General features: G+C 67.9%; 17 protein-coding genes. 9 read left to right on the top strand and 8 right to left on the bottom strand.

All coding sequences use genetic code 11. From position 1 onward, the window contains the following. Positions 1 to 121 precede the first annotated feature (121 nt). From J7643_04160 to J7643_04175, 4 genes are read left to right on the top strand one after another with little or no spacing between them, the layout of a single operon-like run. Positions 122 to 697, top strand: a complete 576-nt coding sequence (locus J7643_04160) for an OsmC family protein (protein MBO9539770.1) — start codon at positions 122 to 124, stop codon at positions 695 to 697. 57 nt (positions 698 to 754) lie between these two features. Continuing rightward, entirely contained in the window at positions 755 to 1,798 is a 1,044-nt protein-coding gene (locus J7643_04165; protein MBO9539771.1) for a DUF3445 domain-containing protein, read from the top strand. Between the two features lie 10 nt (positions 1,799 to 1,808). Next, complete coding sequence (locus J7643_04170; GenBank protein ID MBO9539772.1) at positions 1,809 to 2,216, top strand: hypothetical protein; 408 nt, start codon at positions 1,809 to 1,811, stop codon at positions 2,214 to 2,216. A gap of 58 nt (positions 2,217 to 2,274) precedes the next feature. After that, a complete protein-coding gene (locus tag J7643_04175; GenBank protein MBO9539773.1) occupies positions 2,275 to 4,698 on the top strand; it encodes a hypothetical protein in 2,424 nt (807 codons plus the stop codon). On the opposite strand, the gene J7643_04180 is transcribed toward J7643_04175, so the two are convergent. Beyond that, positions 4,663 to 5,979 carry an APC family permease gene (locus J7643_04180; GenBank protein MBO9539774.1) on the bottom strand — a complete coding sequence of 439 codons (1,317 nt, stop codon included), beginning with the start codon at positions 5,977 to 5,979 and terminating at the stop codon, positions 4,663 to 4,665. The genes J7643_04175 and J7643_04180 overlap by 36 nt on opposite strands. A 104-nt stretch (positions 5,980 to 6,083) precedes the next feature. Here J7643_04180 and J7643_04185 point away from each other — a divergent pair, with 104 nt between their 5' ends. Next, the gene (locus tag J7643_04185) at positions 6,084 to 7,364 is read left to right on the top strand and encodes a DUF2252 family protein (GenBank protein MBO9539775.1); all 1,281 of its coding nucleotides are present in this window, start codon (positions 6,084 to 6,086) and stop codon (positions 7,362 to 7,364) included. Between the two features lie 41 nt (positions 7,365 to 7,405). On the opposite strand, the gene J7643_04190 is transcribed toward J7643_04185, so the two are convergent. Both J7643_04190 and J7643_04195 read right to left on the bottom strand, forming a co-directional pair. Next, complete coding sequence (locus J7643_04190; GenBank protein MBO9539776.1) at positions 7,406 to 9,157, bottom strand: acyl-CoA dehydrogenase family protein; 1,752 nt, start codon at positions 9,155 to 9,157, stop codon at positions 7,406 to 7,408. A 49-nt stretch (positions 9,158 to 9,206) separates the two neighbouring features. Beyond that, complete coding sequence (locus J7643_04195) at positions 9,207 to 10,283, bottom strand: NADH:flavin oxidoreductase/NADH oxidase (protein ID MBO9539777.1); 1,077 nt, start codon at positions 10,281 to 10,283, stop codon at positions 9,207 to 9,209. An 84-nt stretch (positions 10,284 to 10,367) separates the two neighbouring features. Between J7643_04195 and J7643_04200 the strand changes: the two genes are divergently transcribed. Beyond that, on the top strand, positions 10,368 to 10,622 hold the full coding sequence (locus tag J7643_04200; protein MBO9539778.1) for a hypothetical protein: 255 nt from the start codon (positions 10,368 to 10,370) through the stop codon (positions 10,620 to 10,622). Between the two features lie 104 nt (positions 10,623 to 10,726). Continuing rightward, positions 10,727 to 11,188 (top strand): VOC family protein, encoded by a 462-nt coding sequence (locus J7643_04205; protein MBO9539779.1) that lies wholly within the window; start codon positions 10,727 to 10,729, stop codon positions 11,186 to 11,188. A 63-nt stretch (positions 11,189 to 11,251) separates the two neighbouring features. Here J7643_04205 and J7643_04210 read toward each other — a convergent pair whose 3' ends face one another. Further along, positions 11,252 to 12,202, bottom strand: coding sequence for an EamA family transporter (locus tag J7643_04210; protein ID MBO9539780.1), 951 nt, complete (start codon positions 12,200 to 12,202; stop codon positions 11,252 to 11,254). A gap of 171 nt (positions 12,203 to 12,373) precedes the next feature. Between J7643_04210 and J7643_04215 the strand changes: the two genes are divergently transcribed. Further along, positions 12,374 to 12,634 (top strand): hypothetical protein, encoded by a 261-nt coding sequence (locus tag J7643_04215; GenBank protein MBO9539781.1) that lies wholly within the window; start codon positions 12,374 to 12,376, stop codon positions 12,632 to 12,634. 1 nt (position 12,635) lies between these two features. Beyond that, positions 12,636 to 12,899 carry a hypothetical protein gene (locus J7643_04220; GenBank protein ID MBO9539782.1) on the top strand — a complete coding sequence of 88 codons (264 nt, stop codon included), beginning with the start codon at positions 12,636 to 12,638 and terminating at the stop codon, positions 12,897 to 12,899. Here the strand turns inward: J7643_04220 and J7643_04225 are convergent. The 4 genes from J7643_04225 to J7643_04240 form a co-directional block, all read right to left on the bottom strand. Beyond that, a complete protein-coding gene (locus J7643_04225) occupies positions 12,896 to 13,342 on the bottom strand; it encodes a hypothetical protein (GenBank protein MBO9539783.1) in 447 nt (148 codons plus the stop codon). The genes J7643_04220 and J7643_04225 overlap by 4 nt on opposite strands. A gap of 82 nt (positions 13,343 to 13,424) precedes the next feature. After that, positions 13,425 to 16,235, bottom strand: coding sequence for a response regulator (locus J7643_04230; protein MBO9539784.1), 2,811 nt, complete (start codon positions 16,233 to 16,235; stop codon positions 13,425 to 13,427). Then, positions 16,232 to 17,296, bottom strand: a complete 1,065-nt coding sequence (gene cheB, locus J7643_04235) for a chemotaxis-specific protein-glutamate methyltransferase CheB (GenBank protein ID MBO9539785.1) — start codon at positions 17,294 to 17,296, stop codon at positions 16,232 to 16,234. The genes J7643_04230 and cheB overlap by 4 nt, the downstream gene beginning before the upstream one ends. Continuing rightward, the gene (locus J7643_04240) at positions 17,296 to 19,317 is read right to left on the bottom strand and encodes a response regulator (GenBank protein ID MBO9539786.1); all 2,022 of its coding nucleotides are present in this window, start codon (positions 19,315 to 19,317) and stop codon (positions 17,296 to 17,298) included. The genes cheB and J7643_04240 overlap by 1 nt, the downstream gene beginning before the upstream one ends. Positions 19,318 to 19,319: the final 2 nt, after the last annotated feature.

A 19,319-nucleotide genomic window follows, 5' to 3' on the forward strand; every position in this document is an offset into this window, starting at 1 on the left:
GCTCCCCTCTGTCTTGGGCCTCCAGGCCGCCATGTGCTACCAAGAACGGCACCGCACCACGCGCCTCCTGGCAGCTTGGGCGGTGTCGATTCGTGACGACGAGAGAAAGCAGGTGAGGCGCATGGAAACCGAGGACCGTGCAGCGCAGATTGACGGGATCGACCTGGATAACCTCAAGGCAACCGTCACCATGTTCCGGGACCACCCGGATCTTGCCCGCTTCAAGTTCCGTGCCCGCAACGTCTGGAAAATGGGCACCCACAACCAGACCCAGATCGAGCGGTTCTACGGGGCGGGGCAAGAAGACACCTCGCGCCCCGAGCCCATCGCCATCGAGGCGGACGAGCCACCCCTGTTGCTTGGCCACAACGCCGGGGCCAACCCGGTCGAGCACGTGCTGGTCGCGCTCTCCAGCTGCTTGACCACCTCCCTGGTGGCGAACGCCGCCGCCCGCGGCATCAGGCTGCGCGCGGTCACCTCGAAGCTGGAAGGGGATCTGGACGTGCGCGGCTTTTTGGGGCTCTCGGACGAGGTCCGAAACGGGTACCAGAACATCCGCGTCAGCTTCGAGATCGACGCCGACGCGCCGGAGGAGACCCTAAGAGAGCTCGTCGAGATCGCCAAGCAGCGCTCGCCGGTTTTCGACATCGTGAGCCACGGCGTCCCGGTGGAGGTCGGCCTCGCATCCAGCCCCTGACGAGGCAGCGACACCCCATGCTTGTTAGCTGAGCCCGAGCGTGTTATATCGCATGGCATGAGTGTCGTCTTACAGGAGCTGGATCTCTCGGAGCGGGTCGCGGGGTTGCCTGAGCCTGCCGATTACTTCCCCATCGAGACCGGGCGCTACGAAGTGCAGGCCGGCCTCAAGATCCTCGGCAAGCAGCCGGTGCAGGGCCGGATCGAGACGAACTTCTTCTTGATCGACGCCCAGTACCACGCCTACCTGCGGGCCAAGCGCGAGGCGCGGCGCGAGGACCTCTCCAAGTACTACCGCCGCCACGCCCTCTCTCCCGCGCTCGAGCGGGCGGCGACCGCGTGGCTCATGCAGCGGCTCTGCATCGAGTACCCTGACTACTTCGCGCTGGAGACCACCCCCGCCCTCGTCTTCACCAACCGTCTGATCGGCCTGCGCGTGAGCATCGACCCCGAATCACTCGTGGTCATCGACCAAGCACAGGGCCCCAGCGCACATCCCGGAGGCGAGGTCTTCGCGGACGTGGACTTCCGCGGGGCTGACGCGCTGGACGTGGTGACCTCCTGCCTTCAAGAAGACCTGGCCCTCGTTGCCATGGACCCCGAAGACCGCCGCGACTGGCTTGCTTGCCTGCACCTGAGCTACCCGAACCACTGGAGCCCCGCCGAGAAGATCGCTCAGCCCTTCCTCGCGGTCCATGCGCCGGTAGCGGACTTCGAGCGGGTGGCGCGCACCAGCGACAAGATCCTCGAAGCCATGATCCACCGAGGGCCGTTCGTGCGCTTCGCCTGGGGCATCGCGACCGACACTGCCCTCAACCACCACCCCGAGAACCCGCCGGGCCGCGCCTTACCCCAAAACGACCCCATCGTCGCCGGCGAGAGCACTTACATGCGCATCGAGCGTCAGACCCTGCAGGGCTTCCCCGAGCACCACGCGGCCCTCTTCACCATCCGCACCTACTTCACCCCCGTGCGCCGGATCGCCGCCGATCCCGAAAGACGCGCGCAGCTGCGCGACGCGCTCGCCACCATGTCTCCCGAGGCCCTCGCCTACAAGGGCCTCGAGGCCATCCAGGCTCCGCTCGTCGCCTACCTTCGCTAAGAGAGAGACCATGCGTTTTATCGCCCTTCCCCTCACGGCGCTGAGCCTGCTGATCCTGAGCGCCCCTGCCGCACAGGGCGCAGGACTGCCCCTGCCCAGCAAGAGCACCCTACTCAAGCCCTTCAAGGCGGACGTGGATGCCGCGAGCCAGTCGATCCTCCCGCCGTGGTCGGGCCCCAAGTGGGAATACCTCAGCGCCCCGCTCGCCAAGCTCGACGCGGCCCCCTTCGCCAACCCCGTCACGGCCACGGCAGCCGCCCTGGTCAACACCGTGATCGACGACGGGGTCCGGATCCAGGGAGCGGTCGTCTCCCTCCAGTACCTGGGCGATCGCGGCTGGGAGCTCGTCAGCCTTCACAACGGCATCGCCTACTTCAAGCGCCCCAAGCCGGCCGATCCCATCCCCGAGCAGCTCTGAGCCGGGCCCAGCGATCGCCCCTGACATGCTTGCCTAAAAACGTATTAAGATAATTTGCATGAACACCCCCACTGCGACCGGCCACGTCCCCCCCGCGCTGACGTGGCTGCTACGAGGATTGGTCCTGCTCTCCGCCATCCTCTGGGGGCTGGTGTGTTTCGAGGTCGCCCGCGACGTGGGCAAGCCCTTCGCGGGCTTCCGGTACGAGTCGAACCTCAGTGTCTCGCCGCAGACCCGCCCCGCCTGGAACGGCCCACGCCAGGGGCTCAGACCCTATGATTGCCTGCTAACGGCCAACGGCGTCACGCTGGGCACGAGCGCGGACTTCAGGCGGATCATCGCGCAGAGCCCGCCCGGCACGCCCATCGTCTACGAACTCAAGCGCGACGAGCAGCCCCTGACCCTGACAATCGAGACCCAGCGGCTGCGGTGGCGCGACGTGCTGATGGGCTTCGCCCCGACGCTACTCACCGGCTTGCTGCACCTGCTGATCGCAAGCCTTGCCTTCTTCCTCAAGCCCGGCGCACCGGCGGTGCGGGCCCACCTGATCGTGGCCCTCGCCCTCGGCGTCGGCCTCCAGACGCTCGGCATCGACTACACCTGGGCGCACTGGTTCCCGCGCCTCTACCTTTTCGCCGTCTGCTTCGTCGGCGCTGCCGGCATGCACTTCGCGCTGACCTTTCCCCGGCCCTTTCCCCTCATCGAGCGCAAGCCTTGGCTGATCGCTCTGGCGTACCTCCCCGCGGCGCTGCTCGCCATCCCCTATCAGCTCGACTATCGCCCTTTCGGCGCCGCAATCGCATCGCCCCCCAAGGCCTTCGGCTCCATGCTGCCCTTCTGGGGGGCGCTGACCATGCTCGGCTTCGCGGCGATCCTCGCCCGCCTGGTCATGGTTGCCACGCGCGACAAATCCCAGATGGCGCGCCAGCAGGCGCTGATCGTGCTGAGCGGCGCCATCCTGGGGTACCTGCCGAGCCTGGTGACGTACGTCCTGCCGATCATCCTGAACCGGCAGGAAGCGCTCTCGATGCAGCAGATCAACCTGGCCTACGCGTTCTGCACCCTCTTCCCCGCGTCGGTCGCCTACGCCATGATCCGGCACCAGCTCTTCGGGATCCGCATGGCCATCAAACGAACGATCAGCTACGCGTTCGTCTCGATGGTGCTGACGGTCCTCTACTTCGCGCTCGTGCACGTCGCGGACCAGATCCTGGAAGTGCGCTCCCAGGCAGGCAGCGTGCTTGCCATCCTCGTCCTGACCCTGGTCTTCGCTCCCCTGCACCAGTGGACCCAGCGGCTGCTCGAAATGCTCTTCTTCCGGGTCTCCTACGACCCGCAGCGAATCGCCGCGGAGTTCGGGGACGCGATCCAGGCCCTCCATCAGCCCGAGGGGATCGCCACCCGGTTCGTCGAGCACATCCAGGAGGCCCTCCAGCCGCAGGCGCTGTCGGTACGCCTCGAAGGGGCCTTCGGCGACCTGGAGGTCGTGCGCGCCGAGAGGCCCGAAGGCCTTGCCCGGCTCGAAACCGGCCTCAGCTTGCCGCTGCGCGCGGGCGGCACCCTCGTCGGCGAGCTGCTGCTCGCGCCGCGCAAGACGGGCTACGAGTACGACGAGTACGATCGGCTCTTCCTGAGCAACCTGGCCGAGCAAATGACCAACGCGCTGCGCGCCGCCGAGCTGTACCGGACGATCCAGGCACGCAACGCCGAGCTCGAAGAGGCCAACCAGCACCTCAAGGAGCTGGACCGCCTCAAGAGCAACTTCCTCAACGCCGCCTCGCACGAGCTGCGCACGCCGCTCGCCTCAATCGTGGGCTACGCCGAGTTCCTCGAGGACGGGCTGGGGGGCTCCCTGAGCGAGACCCAAGCGACCTACGTCGACCAGATCCAGGTCGGTGCCACCCGTCTCCAGCGCCTGGTGGAGGACTTGCTCGACTTCGCGCGGGTGGAGGCCGGCACCCTCGCCATCCAGGTAGAGCCGACCGACCTGGTCGAGAAGGTCCGGAGCGTGATCGAGGGCCTCAGGCCCCAGGCCCACGCCGTCCAGACCACTCTCGTAAGCGAGCTTCCGGCAGCGCCCGTCATGCTCAACCTGGACTCGCAGCGCATCGAGCAGGTCCTCATCAACCTCACAGCCAACGCCATCAAGTTCACCCCGGAAGGGGGCGAGGTCACGATCGCCCTGCGCGAGACCCCCGAGGGCGCGCGGGTGGAGGTGCGGGACACGGGCATCGGGATCGCCCCCGAGCACCTGCCCCACCTTTTCCAGAAATTCTTCCAGGTCAACACCGGCACCACGCGCCAGTACGGCGGCACTGGGCTCGGCCTTCCCATCGCCAAGGCCTTCATCGAGGCCCATGCCGGCCAGATCGGGGTCGAGAGCGTGGTCGGTCAGGGCAGCGTCTTCTGGTTCACCCTGCCCCGCGTGCCTGCCCCCGAGGAAGCGCTAGCGAAGGCCGAGGTGCCGCTCGGCCTTTCGTGAGGTGAGGCGATAAGCGATCGCTGCGGCCCCGAGGGTCACGACCATCCACGCAAGCGTCGAGGGGTAGGCCCGCAGGGTGCTGAACACCCCCCAGCCCGCGCCAAGCAGATAGAGCGAAAGGGCGAGGGCGCGCCAGAAGCCGAGCTTGAGCCCGTCGATGCGCAGCACGGCGCAGGCGCTCAGGGCTCCGAAGATGGCGAGGGTGACTCCGACCGCGCCGAGCAAGAGCTCGAAGGAGTTGGTCACCGTCATGCCCGCCGCGAGCGCGGTCATCAGGCCCACCGACCCGGCCCCGCCCCAGGGGCCCGGACGCCACCGCACCCAGCGCGGCAGGTAGCCGTCCTCGGCCATCGCCGCACAGACGCGCGGCCCGGTCATGCTCATGGCCACCACGCTCGAGACCAGCACCGCCAGGATCATGCACGAGGCGAAGACCCCGCCGATCGGACCGAGCAGCTTCGTCGCCACCAGGTGCCCGAGCGTCAGGGCCGATGACTGGGATTGGGCCACGGTCGCAAGCTCGGCTCCTGAGAGGGCGGTCACGAAGACGAAGTTGAGCAGCAAATAGATCGCCGCGACCAAGCCACAGCCGAGCCACATGGCGCGTGGCACGTTCCGGGCGGGATCCTCGACCTCGGAGGCCATGTAGACCGCCGCGCTCCAGCCCGTAAAGGCGAAGCCCACGTAGATCTGGCCCACCGCGAAGGGCATGGAGGTCAGCGACTGCAGCGTCTCGGCACCGGGCAGGGCGCGCAGGGGATCGAGAATCCCCGAGAAGAGGGCCGCGCCCACGAAGAGCAGGACCGTCGCCAGCTTGATGACGACCCCCAGGTTCTGGACGGCCCCGCCCCACTTCAAGCCCGAGGCCTGGATGGCGCCGAGGCCGATGACCAGGGCGAGGGCCACGGGCAGGGCGAGCCCCCGGGCGCCGAGGGCCTCGGCATAGGCCCCTGCCGCCATGGCGGCCATGGCGATCGGGGCGGCGAAGCCGAAGACGATGGTGACCCAGCCAGCCGCGTAGCCAGCGAAGGGGTGATAGAGGTCATGCAGGAAGCGGTACTCGCCGCCGCTGCGCGGGACGTGCGCGGCCACCGCCGCGTAGCAGGTCGCGCCACAGGCGGCGAGCACGCCGCCGAGCAACCATTCGAGCAGGATCGCAGCAGGCGAGAGGTCGCGGGCCAACAGGCCGCTGGTAACGAAGACGCCGCTGCCGATCATGGTGGCAACGGCGAGGCCCACCGCGCTCGGAAGGCGCAAGCGACCGAGGGAAGTCGAGGTCATGGGGACGGCTCCTGGAAATTTCGACAAAACTTAACGGAAGCATAACAGGCTTTTCCCCCCTGCGCCCGATAACTTTTATGCCTCCCGTCGTAAGAGAGAGACCGATGAAACGCCTGTTGCCCCTCTTGTTGTTGCCCATGGTCACGGCCTGCGCGATCGCCTCGCCCTTCGCGCCCGACGCGGCGTCACAAGGTGCGCGGGCCTACGGGGCTGACCGCGACGGGGTTGCGATCGTCAAGGGCTACTACGCGTCCCTGGTCAAGCGCGATCCGCAGCTCGTCGCCAAGAAGTACGAGCTCATGAGCGACTCGGCCTTCGCGTTCTTCCGGGGTAGCGCCCACCTCTTCTACGCCGACGTTGCCAAGGACAAGGGGCTCGCGAGCAGCCTCAAGATCCCGCTGATGGGGGATCTGCACCTCGAGAACCTGGGCACCTACCAGACGTCGGAGGGCAGCCTCGCCTACGACCTCAACGACTTCGACGAGAGCTTCGTCGGGCCCTACACCTGGGAGGTGGCGCGCTGCGCCACCAGCATCCTGCTTGCCGCCGACGAGGCGGGCCTGAAGGCCGGCGAGGGCCGTGACCTGGTCGAGACCTTCCTTGTCGCCTACCGCGACGCCGTCAAGGGCCTGGCCAAGAACCCGCAGACCCTCTCGCGGCCCCTGGGGGCCGAAAACCTGCACGGTCCTGCGGTCGAGGCGATCGCAAGCGCGAGCAAGGCCTCGCGCGCCGATTTCATCGCCAAGCAGACCGAAAGAGGAAGTTTCAAGCTCGGCAAGAAGCTCTCAGCCTGCGACGAGGGCACCCGCGAGCGCCTTCGCGCCGCGGTTGCGGCTTACGCCGCCGGGCGCAGCGAAGGGGCTCGCTTCTACCGGGTCAAGGACGTGGCCGCGCGGCTCGCCGGCGTGGCGAGCATCGGCCGCTACCGCTACGTGGCCCTCATCGAAGGCGCGAGCGAATCGCCCGACGACGACGTGATCCTCGAGTTCAAGGAGGAAGCGACGAGCGCCGCCGCCCCTTACGCCGCCTCGCCGGTCGCCGACGAGGCCGCCCGCGTCGCGCAGGCCTACCGCTACTTCTTGCCGGGAGCGGATCGCTTCCTCGGCACGGCCCGGGTGCAGGGGCTCGATTACCTCATCCGCGAGCTCCAGCCCGCCAAGGGCGGCGTGGAGCTGGCCGACCTCAAGGGCTCCAAGGGCTTCGCCAGCCACATGCCTGCCGTCGCGCTGGCCGCAGCCCGTGCCCATGCCCGCTCGGGCCGCGTCTCGGACCTGATCGCCGACATGGGAGACGAGAAGGCCTTCGTCGCCCGCATCCGCGACTTCGCCGTCGCCTACCACGACCAGGTCCAGGAGGACCACCGCGCTTTCAAGAAGCAGCGCTAAACGTAAAAAGGGGAAAGCGAGACGCTTTCCCCCTTTTCGTTTTAGCCGAGCGCCCGAAGGGCCTCCTCGGGCGTCAGAGGCGCGTGCCGCGCGATCGCCTCGAACAAGGTATGATCGCTCGAATCCGTCCCCCAGCCCGGCGCGCCGAAGGCCTGGCGCTCGAAGTGGCGGCGCAGGAACTTGACGGCGATCGCAAGCCCGCGTCCTTCGCCGCTTTCGAGTTCCTCTTCGGCCCCTTCCAAAAGCAGCGTCGCCTGGTACACCCGAAGGGCCCAATCGCTCCACTCCTTTGCAAAGAGGGTCCGGCCCTCCTGGGCCGCGGCCAGCTGGTCGAAGGCAGCGATCAAGCGATCGAGCGCCGAGAGGGCCTGGTCGCGGTACGGGGCGAGCCTCGACTGCCGCAGGGCGCCAAGACGGGCGCGCAGCGTTTCGAAGAGAGGCGCCTGGGCCCCCTCCTTCTCGAGGCAGCGCAGCACGTCCAAGACGAGGATGTTGGTGGTCCCTTCCCAGATGGGCAGCACCTGGGCGTCGCGCAGGAGCCTGGGGGTGACGAAGGTCTCGATGTAGCCGTTGCCGCCCAGGAACTCGCAGGCCATCGAGGCGAAATCCACGGCCTGGCGCGCCGTGTGGTACTTGATCTGTGGGGTCAAGAGCCGCAGCAGCTTGCGCTCTTCGGGGGTCGCAAGGCCGTCGTCCTGGCGATCCAGGAAGGCGATCGCCTCCCAGACCAGGGCCATGGAGGCCTCGTGCTCGATGGTCATCTCCACCAGCTGGCGCCGGACCATGGGGTACTGCTCGATCAGGTGGCCGAAGGTCGCGCGCTCCCGCGAGAACTTGAGGCACTCGTAGAGGGCGCGCCGCGTGACGGCGACCGAGGCCACCGAGTTATAGATCCGGCTCAGGTTGAGCATCTCGGTCATGTAGGCGAAGCCGCGGCCCACCTCGCCGACTGCGAACGCGCGGGCCCCGTCGAGCGAGATCTCACCGCTCGGCATGGAGCGAGTGCCCAGCTTGTCCTTGAGGCGGTTGATCCGGTAGCGGTTGGGAGAGCCGTCCGCCCAGGTCTTGGGCATCAGGAAAAGACCGAGCCCCCGGGTGCCGGGAGCCGCCCCCTCGGGGCGCGCCAGGACCATCATGACGCCCGCTTCGCCCGCGTTGCTGCAGAACCACTTGTCGCCGTAGAGCTCCCAGTGGTCCCCCACCTGCCGCGCGGTGGCGAGGTTCGCCCCCACGTCCGAGCCGCCCTGCTTCTCGGTGAGGAACATGGCCCCCTGCAAGAGGGTCTCGGGATCGCGCGAGGTCAGCCCCGGCAGGTAACGCGCTTTGAGAGCCTCGTCCCCGAAGGTCGCAACCAGCCGTGCGGCCCCCTCGGTCATGCAGATGGGGCAGTAGAGGCCCTGCTCGGCCTGCGCGAAGACGTAGCCGAGGCCGAAGGCCAGCGCGTGCGACACCTTGCCCTGTTCGCGCACCGCCGGGTCGTGGTACATGCCGCCGAGGCCCGCCCCGTAAGCGAGGCGGGTCATCTCCTTGTAGCTCGGATGGCACTGGACCTCGTCGATGCGCTCGCCCCAGGGATCGTAAGCCTTGAGGGTCGGCGGATGCTGGTTGGCGAGCTCGGCGAGCGGGGGAATGACCTCGGTGGCCATCCGCCCCATCTCCTGGAGCTGCGCCAGGCCCCACTCCCACTGATGAGCGGGCAACCGGCGCCGCAGCAGGCGGTAGAAGGCCCGGTCCGATGCGAAGAAATCGCGCTCGGCGGCTTGAGGGGAGGAGAGCTTTGAATCGACGTTCATCCCGAACCTCCTGAGGCGCGAGGGCCCCAACGCGTGTGGTGTGAAGGAATCAGCGGCGGGTGCGCGGCTTGGCTCGCTCGTACTGGGGCGGCCAGGGCGCCTCGTGGCCCAGGGCCTGCGCCGCATGCAGCGGCCAATAAGGATCACGCAGCAGCGCGCGTCCGAGCAGCACCAGATCCGCCTGGCCTTCGCGGATCACCGCATCGGCCTGCTCCGGCTCGCTGATGAGCCCAACCGCCGCGGTGGGGATCCCGGCCTCGCGCCTGATCCGATCCGCGAACGAAACCTGGTAGCCAGGTCCCACGGGGATGCTCGCCTTGGGCACGAGGCCACCGCTCGACACGTCGATTAGATCGACGCCGTGGGGCTTGAGGCGCCTGGCCAACTCGACCGATTGATCCGCGTCCCAACCCCCGTCTGCCCAGTCGGTGGCCGAAATCCGGACGAAGAGGGGCATGCCCTCGGGGCAGCGCGCGCGCACGGCGTCCACTACCCTCAGCAACAGACGGATCCGGTTCTCGAAGGATCCCCCATAGGCATCCGTGCGGTGATTCGAAAGGGGCGAGAGGAACTCATGGAGCAAGTAGCCGTGAGCGGCGTGGATCTCGATCAGCTGAAAGCCCGCGGCAATGGCCCAATCGGCCGAGTCGGCGAACGCCTGCACGACGCGCTCGATACCAGCCTCGTTCAGGGCCACGGGCATGGGGCAGCCTTCCTCGAAGGGGATGGCACTCGGCGCCACGACGGGCTCCCAGCCTCCTTGCGCGGGCGAAAGGGCCCCGTCCCCTTCCCAGGGGCGGCTGGTGCTGGCCTTGCGCCCCGCATGGGCGAGCTGGATCCCGGCCACCGCCCCGTGCTCGCGAATGAAGCGCGCAACGCGGGCGAGGGGCTCGATGTGCGCGTCCGACCAGAGGCCCATGTCCTGGGGCGAAATGCGGCCGATAGGCTCGACCGCCGTCGCCTCGACCATCACGAGGCCCGCCCCGCCGATCGCCCGAGAGCCAAGGTGGACCAGGTGCCAATCGTTGGCGAAGCCGTCCTCGCACGAGTACTGGCACATGGGCGATACCCCGATCCGGTTGCGGAATTCCAGCGCGCGAAGCGCCCAGGGTTCGAACAAGTGCATGCCAGCCGCCTTTCTGGTCGTGCCATCCTGCCGCCTGAGGCGTTACGATGGTCGCAGGCAACGCCCGCTCTCTTGGAGGGACCGATGAACTCTCGCCAGCAAGCCGACCACCTGATGCGCGACCTCTACCTGCGCCGCTTCGGGGACGTCCCTTACGATCCGGCCCTCGTCATGGAAGGGCACCGGCTTGCGACCGCCATGCAGGCATTACAAGCACTCGGCTTCGAGGAACCTGACCTGACCCAGGCCTTGCGCGAGTACATGACCTACTGGGACGACGCCACCTACGGCGGCCTGGCTCGCTACCTGACGGCCAAGCTCGCCAAGCGCAAAAGCTGATCGTCCCGGACCTGACGGCCTTCCGGGCCCTCTTCCAATTCTACCATCGTGGCGGCCATGGTACCGTGATCGTGCAAGCTTCCCTCTCCTGAAGGAGGTCATGGATGGCGGTACGAGTCTACGGCCTGAACCACATCGCGATCGAGGTGACCGACGCAGCGGCAGCGGTCGCCTTCTACTCGGACGTCTTCGGGCTCGAGATGCTGACGGGGGGCGAAGGCGCCGCCTGGTGCAAGATGGGCGAGCACCAGTTCATGGCGATCTTCGAGGTCGAGGAGCTACAGCCGGACAGGACCCGCCACTTCGGCCTGATGGTCCGGGACGCCGCGCAGATCGCCGAGGTGCGCCAGAAGGTGCAAACCAAGTACGGCCTCACCCTTGAGCCCCACTTCCGATGCGACTTCCGGGATCCCTGGGGCAACCGCATCCAGGTGGGGGACCTGCACGACGAATCGCTCGTCTGGCTCTTGCCCTACCAGGAGGTCCAGAAGGCGGGCATCGTCTTCAGCGACACGGCCGACCAGAGCGCCAAGGACCCATCACTCGACGCCTTCGGCCGGGAGTGAGGCGCTCCCGCACCAAAAGTTCTTCGCCGCGGATGCTCATGCACCCGCGGCGAAGGAATCGTCCTATGGTTTCGTGACGGGCGCTAAGCTCTCTGCTGCTCCGCCTGCCTTCTGCTGCTCGGGCTGCCGCTGTTTGCGCGGCGTCCAGCCGTTGAGCGAAAGGGCCACGAAGAGGATCAAGAGGGCCACGATGCTGATAGGGTGGAACGGCTCGCCCAAGAGGAAGATGCCGAGCGACATGCCCACCATGGGCACCAGGTAGTTGCTCAGCGAGGCGAAGGTCGGACCCGCCTTGGCGATCAGCACCACGTACAGCAAGTAAGCGATACCCGCGTTGACGACGCCCAGGAAGATCAGGGCGCCCACCACCTTGAGGCTCCAGGTCAGCGCCCAGGGGCGATCCACCCACAGGGCGAAGGGCAGCAATTGCAAGGTCGAGGCGAAGAGGATGTTGCGGGCCGTGGTAATGAAGGTCGGCGAATCGAGGCGCTTGATCAAGACGAGACCGCCGGCGAAGCACCCCGCACCGCCGAGCATGGCGAGCATTGGAACCATGTTGCCCCCGAAGCCGTGCTGGAGGCTCGCGGCGTTGAGGACCAGGACGCTGACGAAGCCCAGCCCGATGCTCAGGACGTTCCCCAAGGTCAGCTTCGTGCCCTTGATGATGAGCGGGGTCAGGACCAAGGCGAAGAGGGGGATGGTGCCGTTCAGGATGGCGGCCGTCCCGCTTTCGAGCTGACGCTGGCCCCAGGCCATCAGGAAGAAAGGCAGGGTCGCATCCACCACGGCGATCCAGAAGTAGGTCATGAAGGGGATCTTGCGGGTGGGGGCGGCTGCCACCTCGCGACGCTCGCGCGAGAAGTGGAAGATCACCGCCAGGGTCAGGGCCGCCAGCGCCGAGCGCACGAACGCGATGGTCAGCGGGGGCAGCGCGGCCAGGGCAATCTCGTTGAAGAAGAATTGGGAGCCCCAGATCAGGCTGATCGCCACCAGGAGCGGAAAGTGCTTGTTCATTCTGTCGAGTATAGCAGACCCGAAAGTCGCCTCACCAGGACATCCCGCTCGAATGACCCCCGGGACATCAAGTGGATTCCAGGCGCTTCGGCACCTCGCACCTTGACCCGCCCGCCGACGATGAGAAGATGAAGACAAGGAGCACGACGAGGCTCGACCAAGGAGGCACACATGGCCAGAACGACCAAGGACCTGCTGGAGGCGATCCATCGACAAGGGCACCTCGGCGGCAGGCAGATGAGCGAGATCGTGGCGGCCGTCCACAACCACAACGGCCAGGCAGACAGCGCCACCGACATCTGGGACCGCGCGGCGCACCACGATTTCGGGCACCTTTTCTATCTTTACAAGGACGCCGAGCGGTGGCTCGACGTTCACGGCAACGAATTGAGCCGCCCCGAAGTGGAGCGGCTCTGGGAGGTCATCTCGTAACGTGCACGTGATCCGGATCCCGACGGCTTCGTCGCCGAGCGGCAACAAACGTAGCTATCACTTCGAGGACCTGGTCCGGGCCGGCTTCGGCCCGGGCCGCATGATCCCGTCCGGGATCGACTGGGGTGACCTGGAGGCCTCCTGGCACGGAGACCACTGGCTCTACCGTGCCAAGACGCCCCACGGAAACCGCTGGCTGATGCTCAACGACCCGATCCCCAGCCGGGGCCAAGCCCTTCTTGCGCAGCAGCCGCTCGAAGGCTAGAAGCCGGGCATCAGGGGCCGCCACCAGGGGATGGCGAAGAGGATCGCGAGGGTCGAGAGGGTGTACCAGATGGCCGCCGTGCGGAACTTGGCGTCGTTGGAGGCCTTCTTGACCATGACGCTGCCCACGTGGGCGAGGACGACCGCCACCAGCATCAGGAAGGCGTGCTCGACGGCGAAGAAGCGCAGCGAGGGCTCCTTCATGGCCGCCTTCATGTTGGAGAGGGCGGTCCTGGTCACGGGGCTCAGCCCGAAGTAAAGCACGATCCCGAGCAGGAACTGCAGGTCCAGCGCGCCGGTGAGCATCACCCCGTAGCGGCGATCGCCTTCCTGCCATTCCTTCTTACCAAACCAACCTTTATACGCCATCACCAGCGCCAGCGCGGCGAGGGCGAGCACCAACCAACGCAGCACGTTGTGGGCGCCAAGAACCATCGGATACATCTCAAACAACCTTTCTACAGGGAATAGAGCCGAGGGATACTACCGTATCCCAGCACAAGCCGCAAGCCTGAGCGCTAAAAGATCACGCTTCGTAGCGGATCTCCACCTGCGCCAGGTAGGCCTCCAGGGCATCGATCGCCCGCGCAAGCACCTCGGCGTCCTCGCTTTTCGCAGCCCCCTCGATCACGCGCCCGATGTCGGTGATGTCCGGGAAGCCGAAGGTGCTACCCGTTCCCGCCAGGTTGTGCCCGACTCGGCGGGCGGTTTCGAGGTCCTTTTCCGAGAGGGCCCCGCGCAGGGTCCGCACGTCCGTCTCGCGGTTCTCGAGAAAGCGCGGAATCAACGGCGCCAGGTCCTGCCGAACGATCGCGACGCATCCCTGGAGCACGGGCTCGGGCGCGGTGGGGGGCTCGGGCGGCGCAAGGTCGTCGATGCGCTCGACGGAGCCTGCGATCTCCGCCACCAGGCGCAGCAGGTTCTCCTTGGCGATCGGCTTGGTCAGGTGCATGGTGCAGCCCGCCTCCATGCTGCGCTGAGCCTCCTCCTTGAGGGCGAAGGCGGTCAGGGCAATGACGGGCACCTCGCCCATCCCCTGGGCGCGCTCGAACTCGCGGATGGCGCGAGTGGCGGTATAGCCGTCCAGGATGGGCATCTGCATGTCCATGAAGACCAGATCGTAAGCGTTCGCACGGTAGCGCTCCAGGGCGATCGCCCCGTTCTCCGCCACCTCCAGGTGGTGGGGGGTGTGGCGCAGGTAGGCCTTGAACACCGCCCGGTTGTCCTCGGCGTCCTCGGCCAGCAGGATCCGCAGGGGCCGCACCGGCTGGGGGGCTTCTGCCGGGACCCGGCGCGTGGCTTCGCGCGGGGCCTCGGCCTCAGGCAACTGGACCGTAAAGTGGAAGGTGCTCCCCTTGCCCACCCGACTCTCGACGCCGATCTCACCGCCCATCAGGTGGACGAGGCGCCGGACGATGGAAAGACCCAGGCCGGTGCCCCCGTAACGGCGGGTGGTCGAGGAATCGGCCTGCTGGAACTTCTCGAAGATCAGCTCGCGCTTGTGCTCGGGGATGCCGATCCCCGTGTCCGAGACCGCGAACGAGAGCTGGCCGCCGGGGCCCGGCGCCACCCGGAGCACCACCTCGCCCTGCTGGGTGAACTTGAGGGCGTTGCCGATCAGGTTGTGGATCACCTGGCCCAGGCGGTGCGGATCCCCCAGCACGTAGGGCGGCACGCCCGCCTCGACCTCGGCTCGCAGGTTGATCCCCTTGGCGCGCGCGCGGACCGCCCCGAGATCGATAGCCCTGTCGATGACCTCGCCGAGCTCGAAGACGGTCCGATCCAGCTCCAGCTGGCCGGCCTCGACCTTCGAGAGGTCGAGAATATCGTTGATCACCGTCAGGAGGTTGTCGCCCGCACGGCGAAAGACCGCAACGTAGCCCGACTGTTCCTCGTTGAGGGGGGTCTCGGCGAGCAGCTCGGCCATGCCGAGGATCGCATTGAGCGGGGTGCGGATTTCGTGGCTCATGTTGGCGAGGAACTCGGACTTGGCCTGGGTCGCGGCCTCGGCGTGCTCCTTGGCCTGCGCGAGTTCGGCGTTCTTGCGCTCGAGATCCGCCAAGAGCGCCGCTCGGGTTTCGGCGAGCTCGCGGGCCGAACGCATCTCGGCCGCTTCAAGCTCCTTGCGCAAGAGCTCCGCCTGCGCCCGGCGGTGCTCCGCCTCGATGTGGCGGCGGCGCAGCTGGGCTCGCAGGCGACCCAGGATGGCCGCGTCGTCGTTGCCCTTGACCAGGTAATCGTCCGCCCCCGCGTTGAGGGCCTCGATCATGGTGGCTTCTTCCTCGATCCCCGAGAGGATGACGAGCGGGATCTCGCGCCAAAGCGGGTTGCGCTTGACGAGCTGGCAGAGCTGGAGGCCCGAGATGCCGGGCATCAGCATGTCGAGCAGGATGCAATCCACCGGCTGGACCACGAGCAGATCCAGCGCATCTTCGCCCGACTTCGCGACGACAACGTCGTAGCCCTCCTGCTGGAGGCGGCTCGCCAGGTGCCGATGATGGTTAGGGTTGTCGTCGACCAAGAGGACCTTCTTGGGGCCGAGCGGACTGGAGAGGGCGAGTACCGGGCTGGGCGGGGCGGCCGAGCGCAAGAGAGCCGAGAGGCGCGCGAGGATGAGGCTCAGGGGCTCTGACTTGCGGACGTAGGCGTCCGCCCCCGCCTCCAGGCCCTGGATCTCGTCGGCGAGGGCCTCGGAGGCGGTCAAGAGCAGGCACGGGATGTGACGCAGGCTCCCGTCCAGCCTCAGGCGATGGATGACGGTTGCGCCGTCGATGCCCGGCAGCCGGCCATCCACCACGATGACCGAAGGCTGGTGCAGGACCGCGAGGCGCAGGCCCTCCTCGCCGCTCTCGGCGGTGACGCACTCGTAGCCCGCTTCCTGGAGGGCCTCGCACAGCGCCGCGCGAAAGGTCGCGCTGTCCTCGATCACGAGCACCTTGACGCCCGACGAGACGGCGGGCGCTTGGTCGGCAGGACGCATCAGCTCGCGCGCGCGCAGCACCAGGTAGTCCGGGTCGTAGGGCTTGCCGACGAAGTCGATGGCCCCGCCCGAGAGGCCTCGGATGCGATCGCGGACCTCGGCCTCGGACGACAGCAGGAGCACCGGCAAATCGCGTGTCCCGGGATCATGCTTGAGTTCGGCGAGCAGATCCAGGCCGTCTCCGTCGGGCAGGTGCAGATCGAGGACGGCCAGGCCGTGCGGCGTGTTTGCGAGCGCTTCACGGGCGCTTACAAGCGTCGCGCAGAGGGTCGTGGGGATCCCCGCCGCCTCGAAGGCTTCGTGCAGGCTCATGCGAATGGTCAAACTATCGTCGAGGATCAAGACGGGCAGGGTCACGGGAACCTCCGATCGGGGGCCTGAGCGATCGAGAATGCCTGGAGGGTCTGAGCGATGCGGAAGGGCGGCAAGGTGACGGCCGCAGCGCCTAGCTTGATCGCCTCACGCGGCATGCCGAACACCACCGACGAGGCCTCGTCCTGGGCGATCGTGTGGCCGCCGGCCTGCTTGATGGCGAGCAAGCCTTCCGCCCCGTCGCGGCCCATCCCGGTCAAGAGGCAGCCGATGGCCCCCTCGCCGTAGGTTTTGGCGACGGATTCGAAGAGGACGTCCACCGAGGGACGGCAGGCATGCCGCGCCGGCGCTTCGGTGAGGCGCAGCCCCTCGGGGGTGGCGACCAGGTGCCGGCCGGGGGGCGCGACGATCACGCAGCCCGAAAAGGGAAGCAACATGCCATCGGTGGCCGCCTTGACCGGCAGCGGCGAGAAGCTCGCAAGCCACTCGACGAACGAGGCGCCGAAGGGTTCCCCGATGTGGAGGACGAGCAGGATGGGCAAGGAGAAGCTCGGATCGAGCCCCTCCAGGATCTCGCGGATGACGCCCGGTCCGCCCGTGGAGGCCCCGAGCGCCACCAGCCGAGGCGTCTTCCGGGGGGCCAGGGTGTTGGGCAACGCCGGCGTGCGGGAGGCTGCGCGCAAACGACCGAGCGGATGCCGGATCACCTTGATCCGCGAAACCAGCTTGACCGCTGCGCAGAGCTTGCGCTCCCACTCCTTGCTCGCAAGGGCGCCGTTCGGCTTCTCGAGCACGTCCACCGCCCCGGCCGCCAGCGCTTCGCAGGTCTCGTAGGCCTCGCCGCGGTTGAGCGAGCCCGAGACGATCAGGATGGGGGTCGGACAGTGCGCCATGACGTGGCAGGTCGTCTCGAGGCCGTTCAGGCGCGGCATGACGATGTCCAGGGTGATCACGTCCGGGCGCAGGCTCTCGCAGAGGGCGATCGCCGCAACGCCGTCGGCCGCCTCCCCGACCACCTCCAGCTCGGGATCCGCCGAAAGCACCTCGACCAGGTACTTGCGGACCGTCAACGAGTCCTCGACCACCAGCACGCGCGTCCGAGCCATCAGCCCACCAGCCCTCGGACCGTCTGCAGGAAGATCCCCTGGTCGAACTCGCCCTTGACGATATAGGCCCGCGCGCCCACCTCGAGGCCCCGACGCCGATCAGCGGGCGCCGCCCGGGAGGTGACGAGGATCGCCGGGACCTCCGCGAGACGCGGGTCCTCGCGGGTAAGCGCCACGAAGTCGAACCCGGTCATGCCAGGCATCTCCACGTCCACGATGAAGAGGCCGTAGCGCTGGCGCTTGGCCATCTCGAGCCCCTCTTCGGCGCTGGTGGCGAGCGCGACTGTGAAGCCCGCCGACTCGAGGATGCTCTGTTCGAGCATGCGGGTGGTCAGCGAGTCGTCGATGACGAGGATCGGGAGCATGGCGTTCGAGGCCTCGGCCGGGCGCTCGGCTCCGGTTCGGGCCGTGGCCGCCGCCACGAGGCCCTGTGGATCGAGCACTGGCTGCGGGGTGCCGTCGGCGTCGAGTGCCGTGCCGATGACGAGCGGCAGCGCACCTGCCATCTTGGGCAGGGGGCGAACCACCAGCTCCGCCATGCCGATGAGGCGATGGGCGCCGACGGCCACCTCGCGGTCCCCGGCTCGCAAGACCACCACCGACCAGGTGTCGGGGGGCGTCACGCGTCCCGAGAAGAGCTCATCCAGCGGCTGGAAGGGCAGCGCGCGATCGTCGAGCATCAGCATCTCGGTCCCACCGTGGGTTTCGAGCTCGGTGGCCTGCAAGCGCAAGGTCTGGACCACCGCATCCAGCGGAATGGCGGCGACGAGGCCGTCCAGTTCGACCAAGAGCGCGCTCAGCGAGGTGAGGGAGACGGGCACCGTGAGCGTGAGGGTCGTGCCCTGTCCCTGGGCGGTCTCGAGGCGCAGCTCCCCCTTGCACTTGGCGACGAGGGCGTTGACCGCATCCAGCCCGATGCCTCGGCCGGAGACCGCCGAGACGGTGCGCGCCGTGCTGAAGCCCTGTCGGAAGAGCAGGCGAACCGCTGCGTCGAGATCGAGCGCCTCGGCCTCGGCGGGCGTCAGCAGGGCATGACGGGCTGCGGCCTGCTGAACTGCCGCGAGATCGACCCCGCGGCCGTCGTCGTGGATCACGAAGGCCACCCGTGGTCCACGGCGCTCGACCGTCAGCGAGAGCGTCCCCTCGGGGGGTTTCCCTGCCTCGATTCGCGCCTCGGGGGCCTCGATCCCGTGGTCGACGCCGTTGTTGATCAGGTGCAAGAGCGCGTCGCGAATCCCCGCGAGCACGTGGCCGTCGAGGCGCTGCTCGCCGCCGGTCGGCCGGAAGACGACGCGCTTGCCGAGGCGCACGGCCGTGTCGCGGACCGCTCGTTCGAGCTCCGGGAAGATCGCCGCGGCCGGCACGAGGCGCAGGGCGTTGGCGCGCTCGCGCGACACACCTAGCTCTCGCGAGGCGCGCGAGAGGCGATTGCCGTGGGCATGGCGCAGGTGGTCCAGGTGCTTCTTGAGGTCGTGCACCCCGGGCGCGTCGGCTTGCGAGGCGAGCAACTCGTCGGCGAGGCGACACGCCTGGTCGAGGAGGAGGGTCTCACGGCGCAGGGCATCCAGTTGCGTTCCCGCCTCGGCGAGCGATTCGAGCAGCACGTCGAAGCCCGCAAGCTCCACCCGCACCGCCTCGAAGTCCGCCACAGGCTGGACCGGCTCGGGCTGAGCCTTCGCCGCCGGCGTGGCCTCGACCGGCGCGGGCGCCTCAGCCCCCAATGCCGCGAGATCGAGGGCGATGGCGTCCAGGTGCCGCAGGATCGCATCGGTAACAGTCCCGTCGGCAGCGCCCTCTTTACGGAAAACGCCGAGCAAGTCCTCGATGGCGTGCGCCGCCTCGGCAATGCCGTCCTGCTCGACCACCCGTGCGGCCCCCTTGAGGGTGTGGGCCAGCCTGAGCAGGTTGTCGAGACCCTGCGCTGCGGGCACGCCGCGTTCTAGCTCCATCACGCCGTGGGAGAGGCCGTCGAGGATCTCGCGGGTTTCGATCCGGAAGTACTTGTAGCGATCACGGGCCATGG

This window comes from bacterium, from assembly GCA_017744355.1.
Lineage (GTDB): Bacteria > Cyanobacteriota > Sericytochromatia > S15B-MN24 > UBA4093 > JAGIBK01.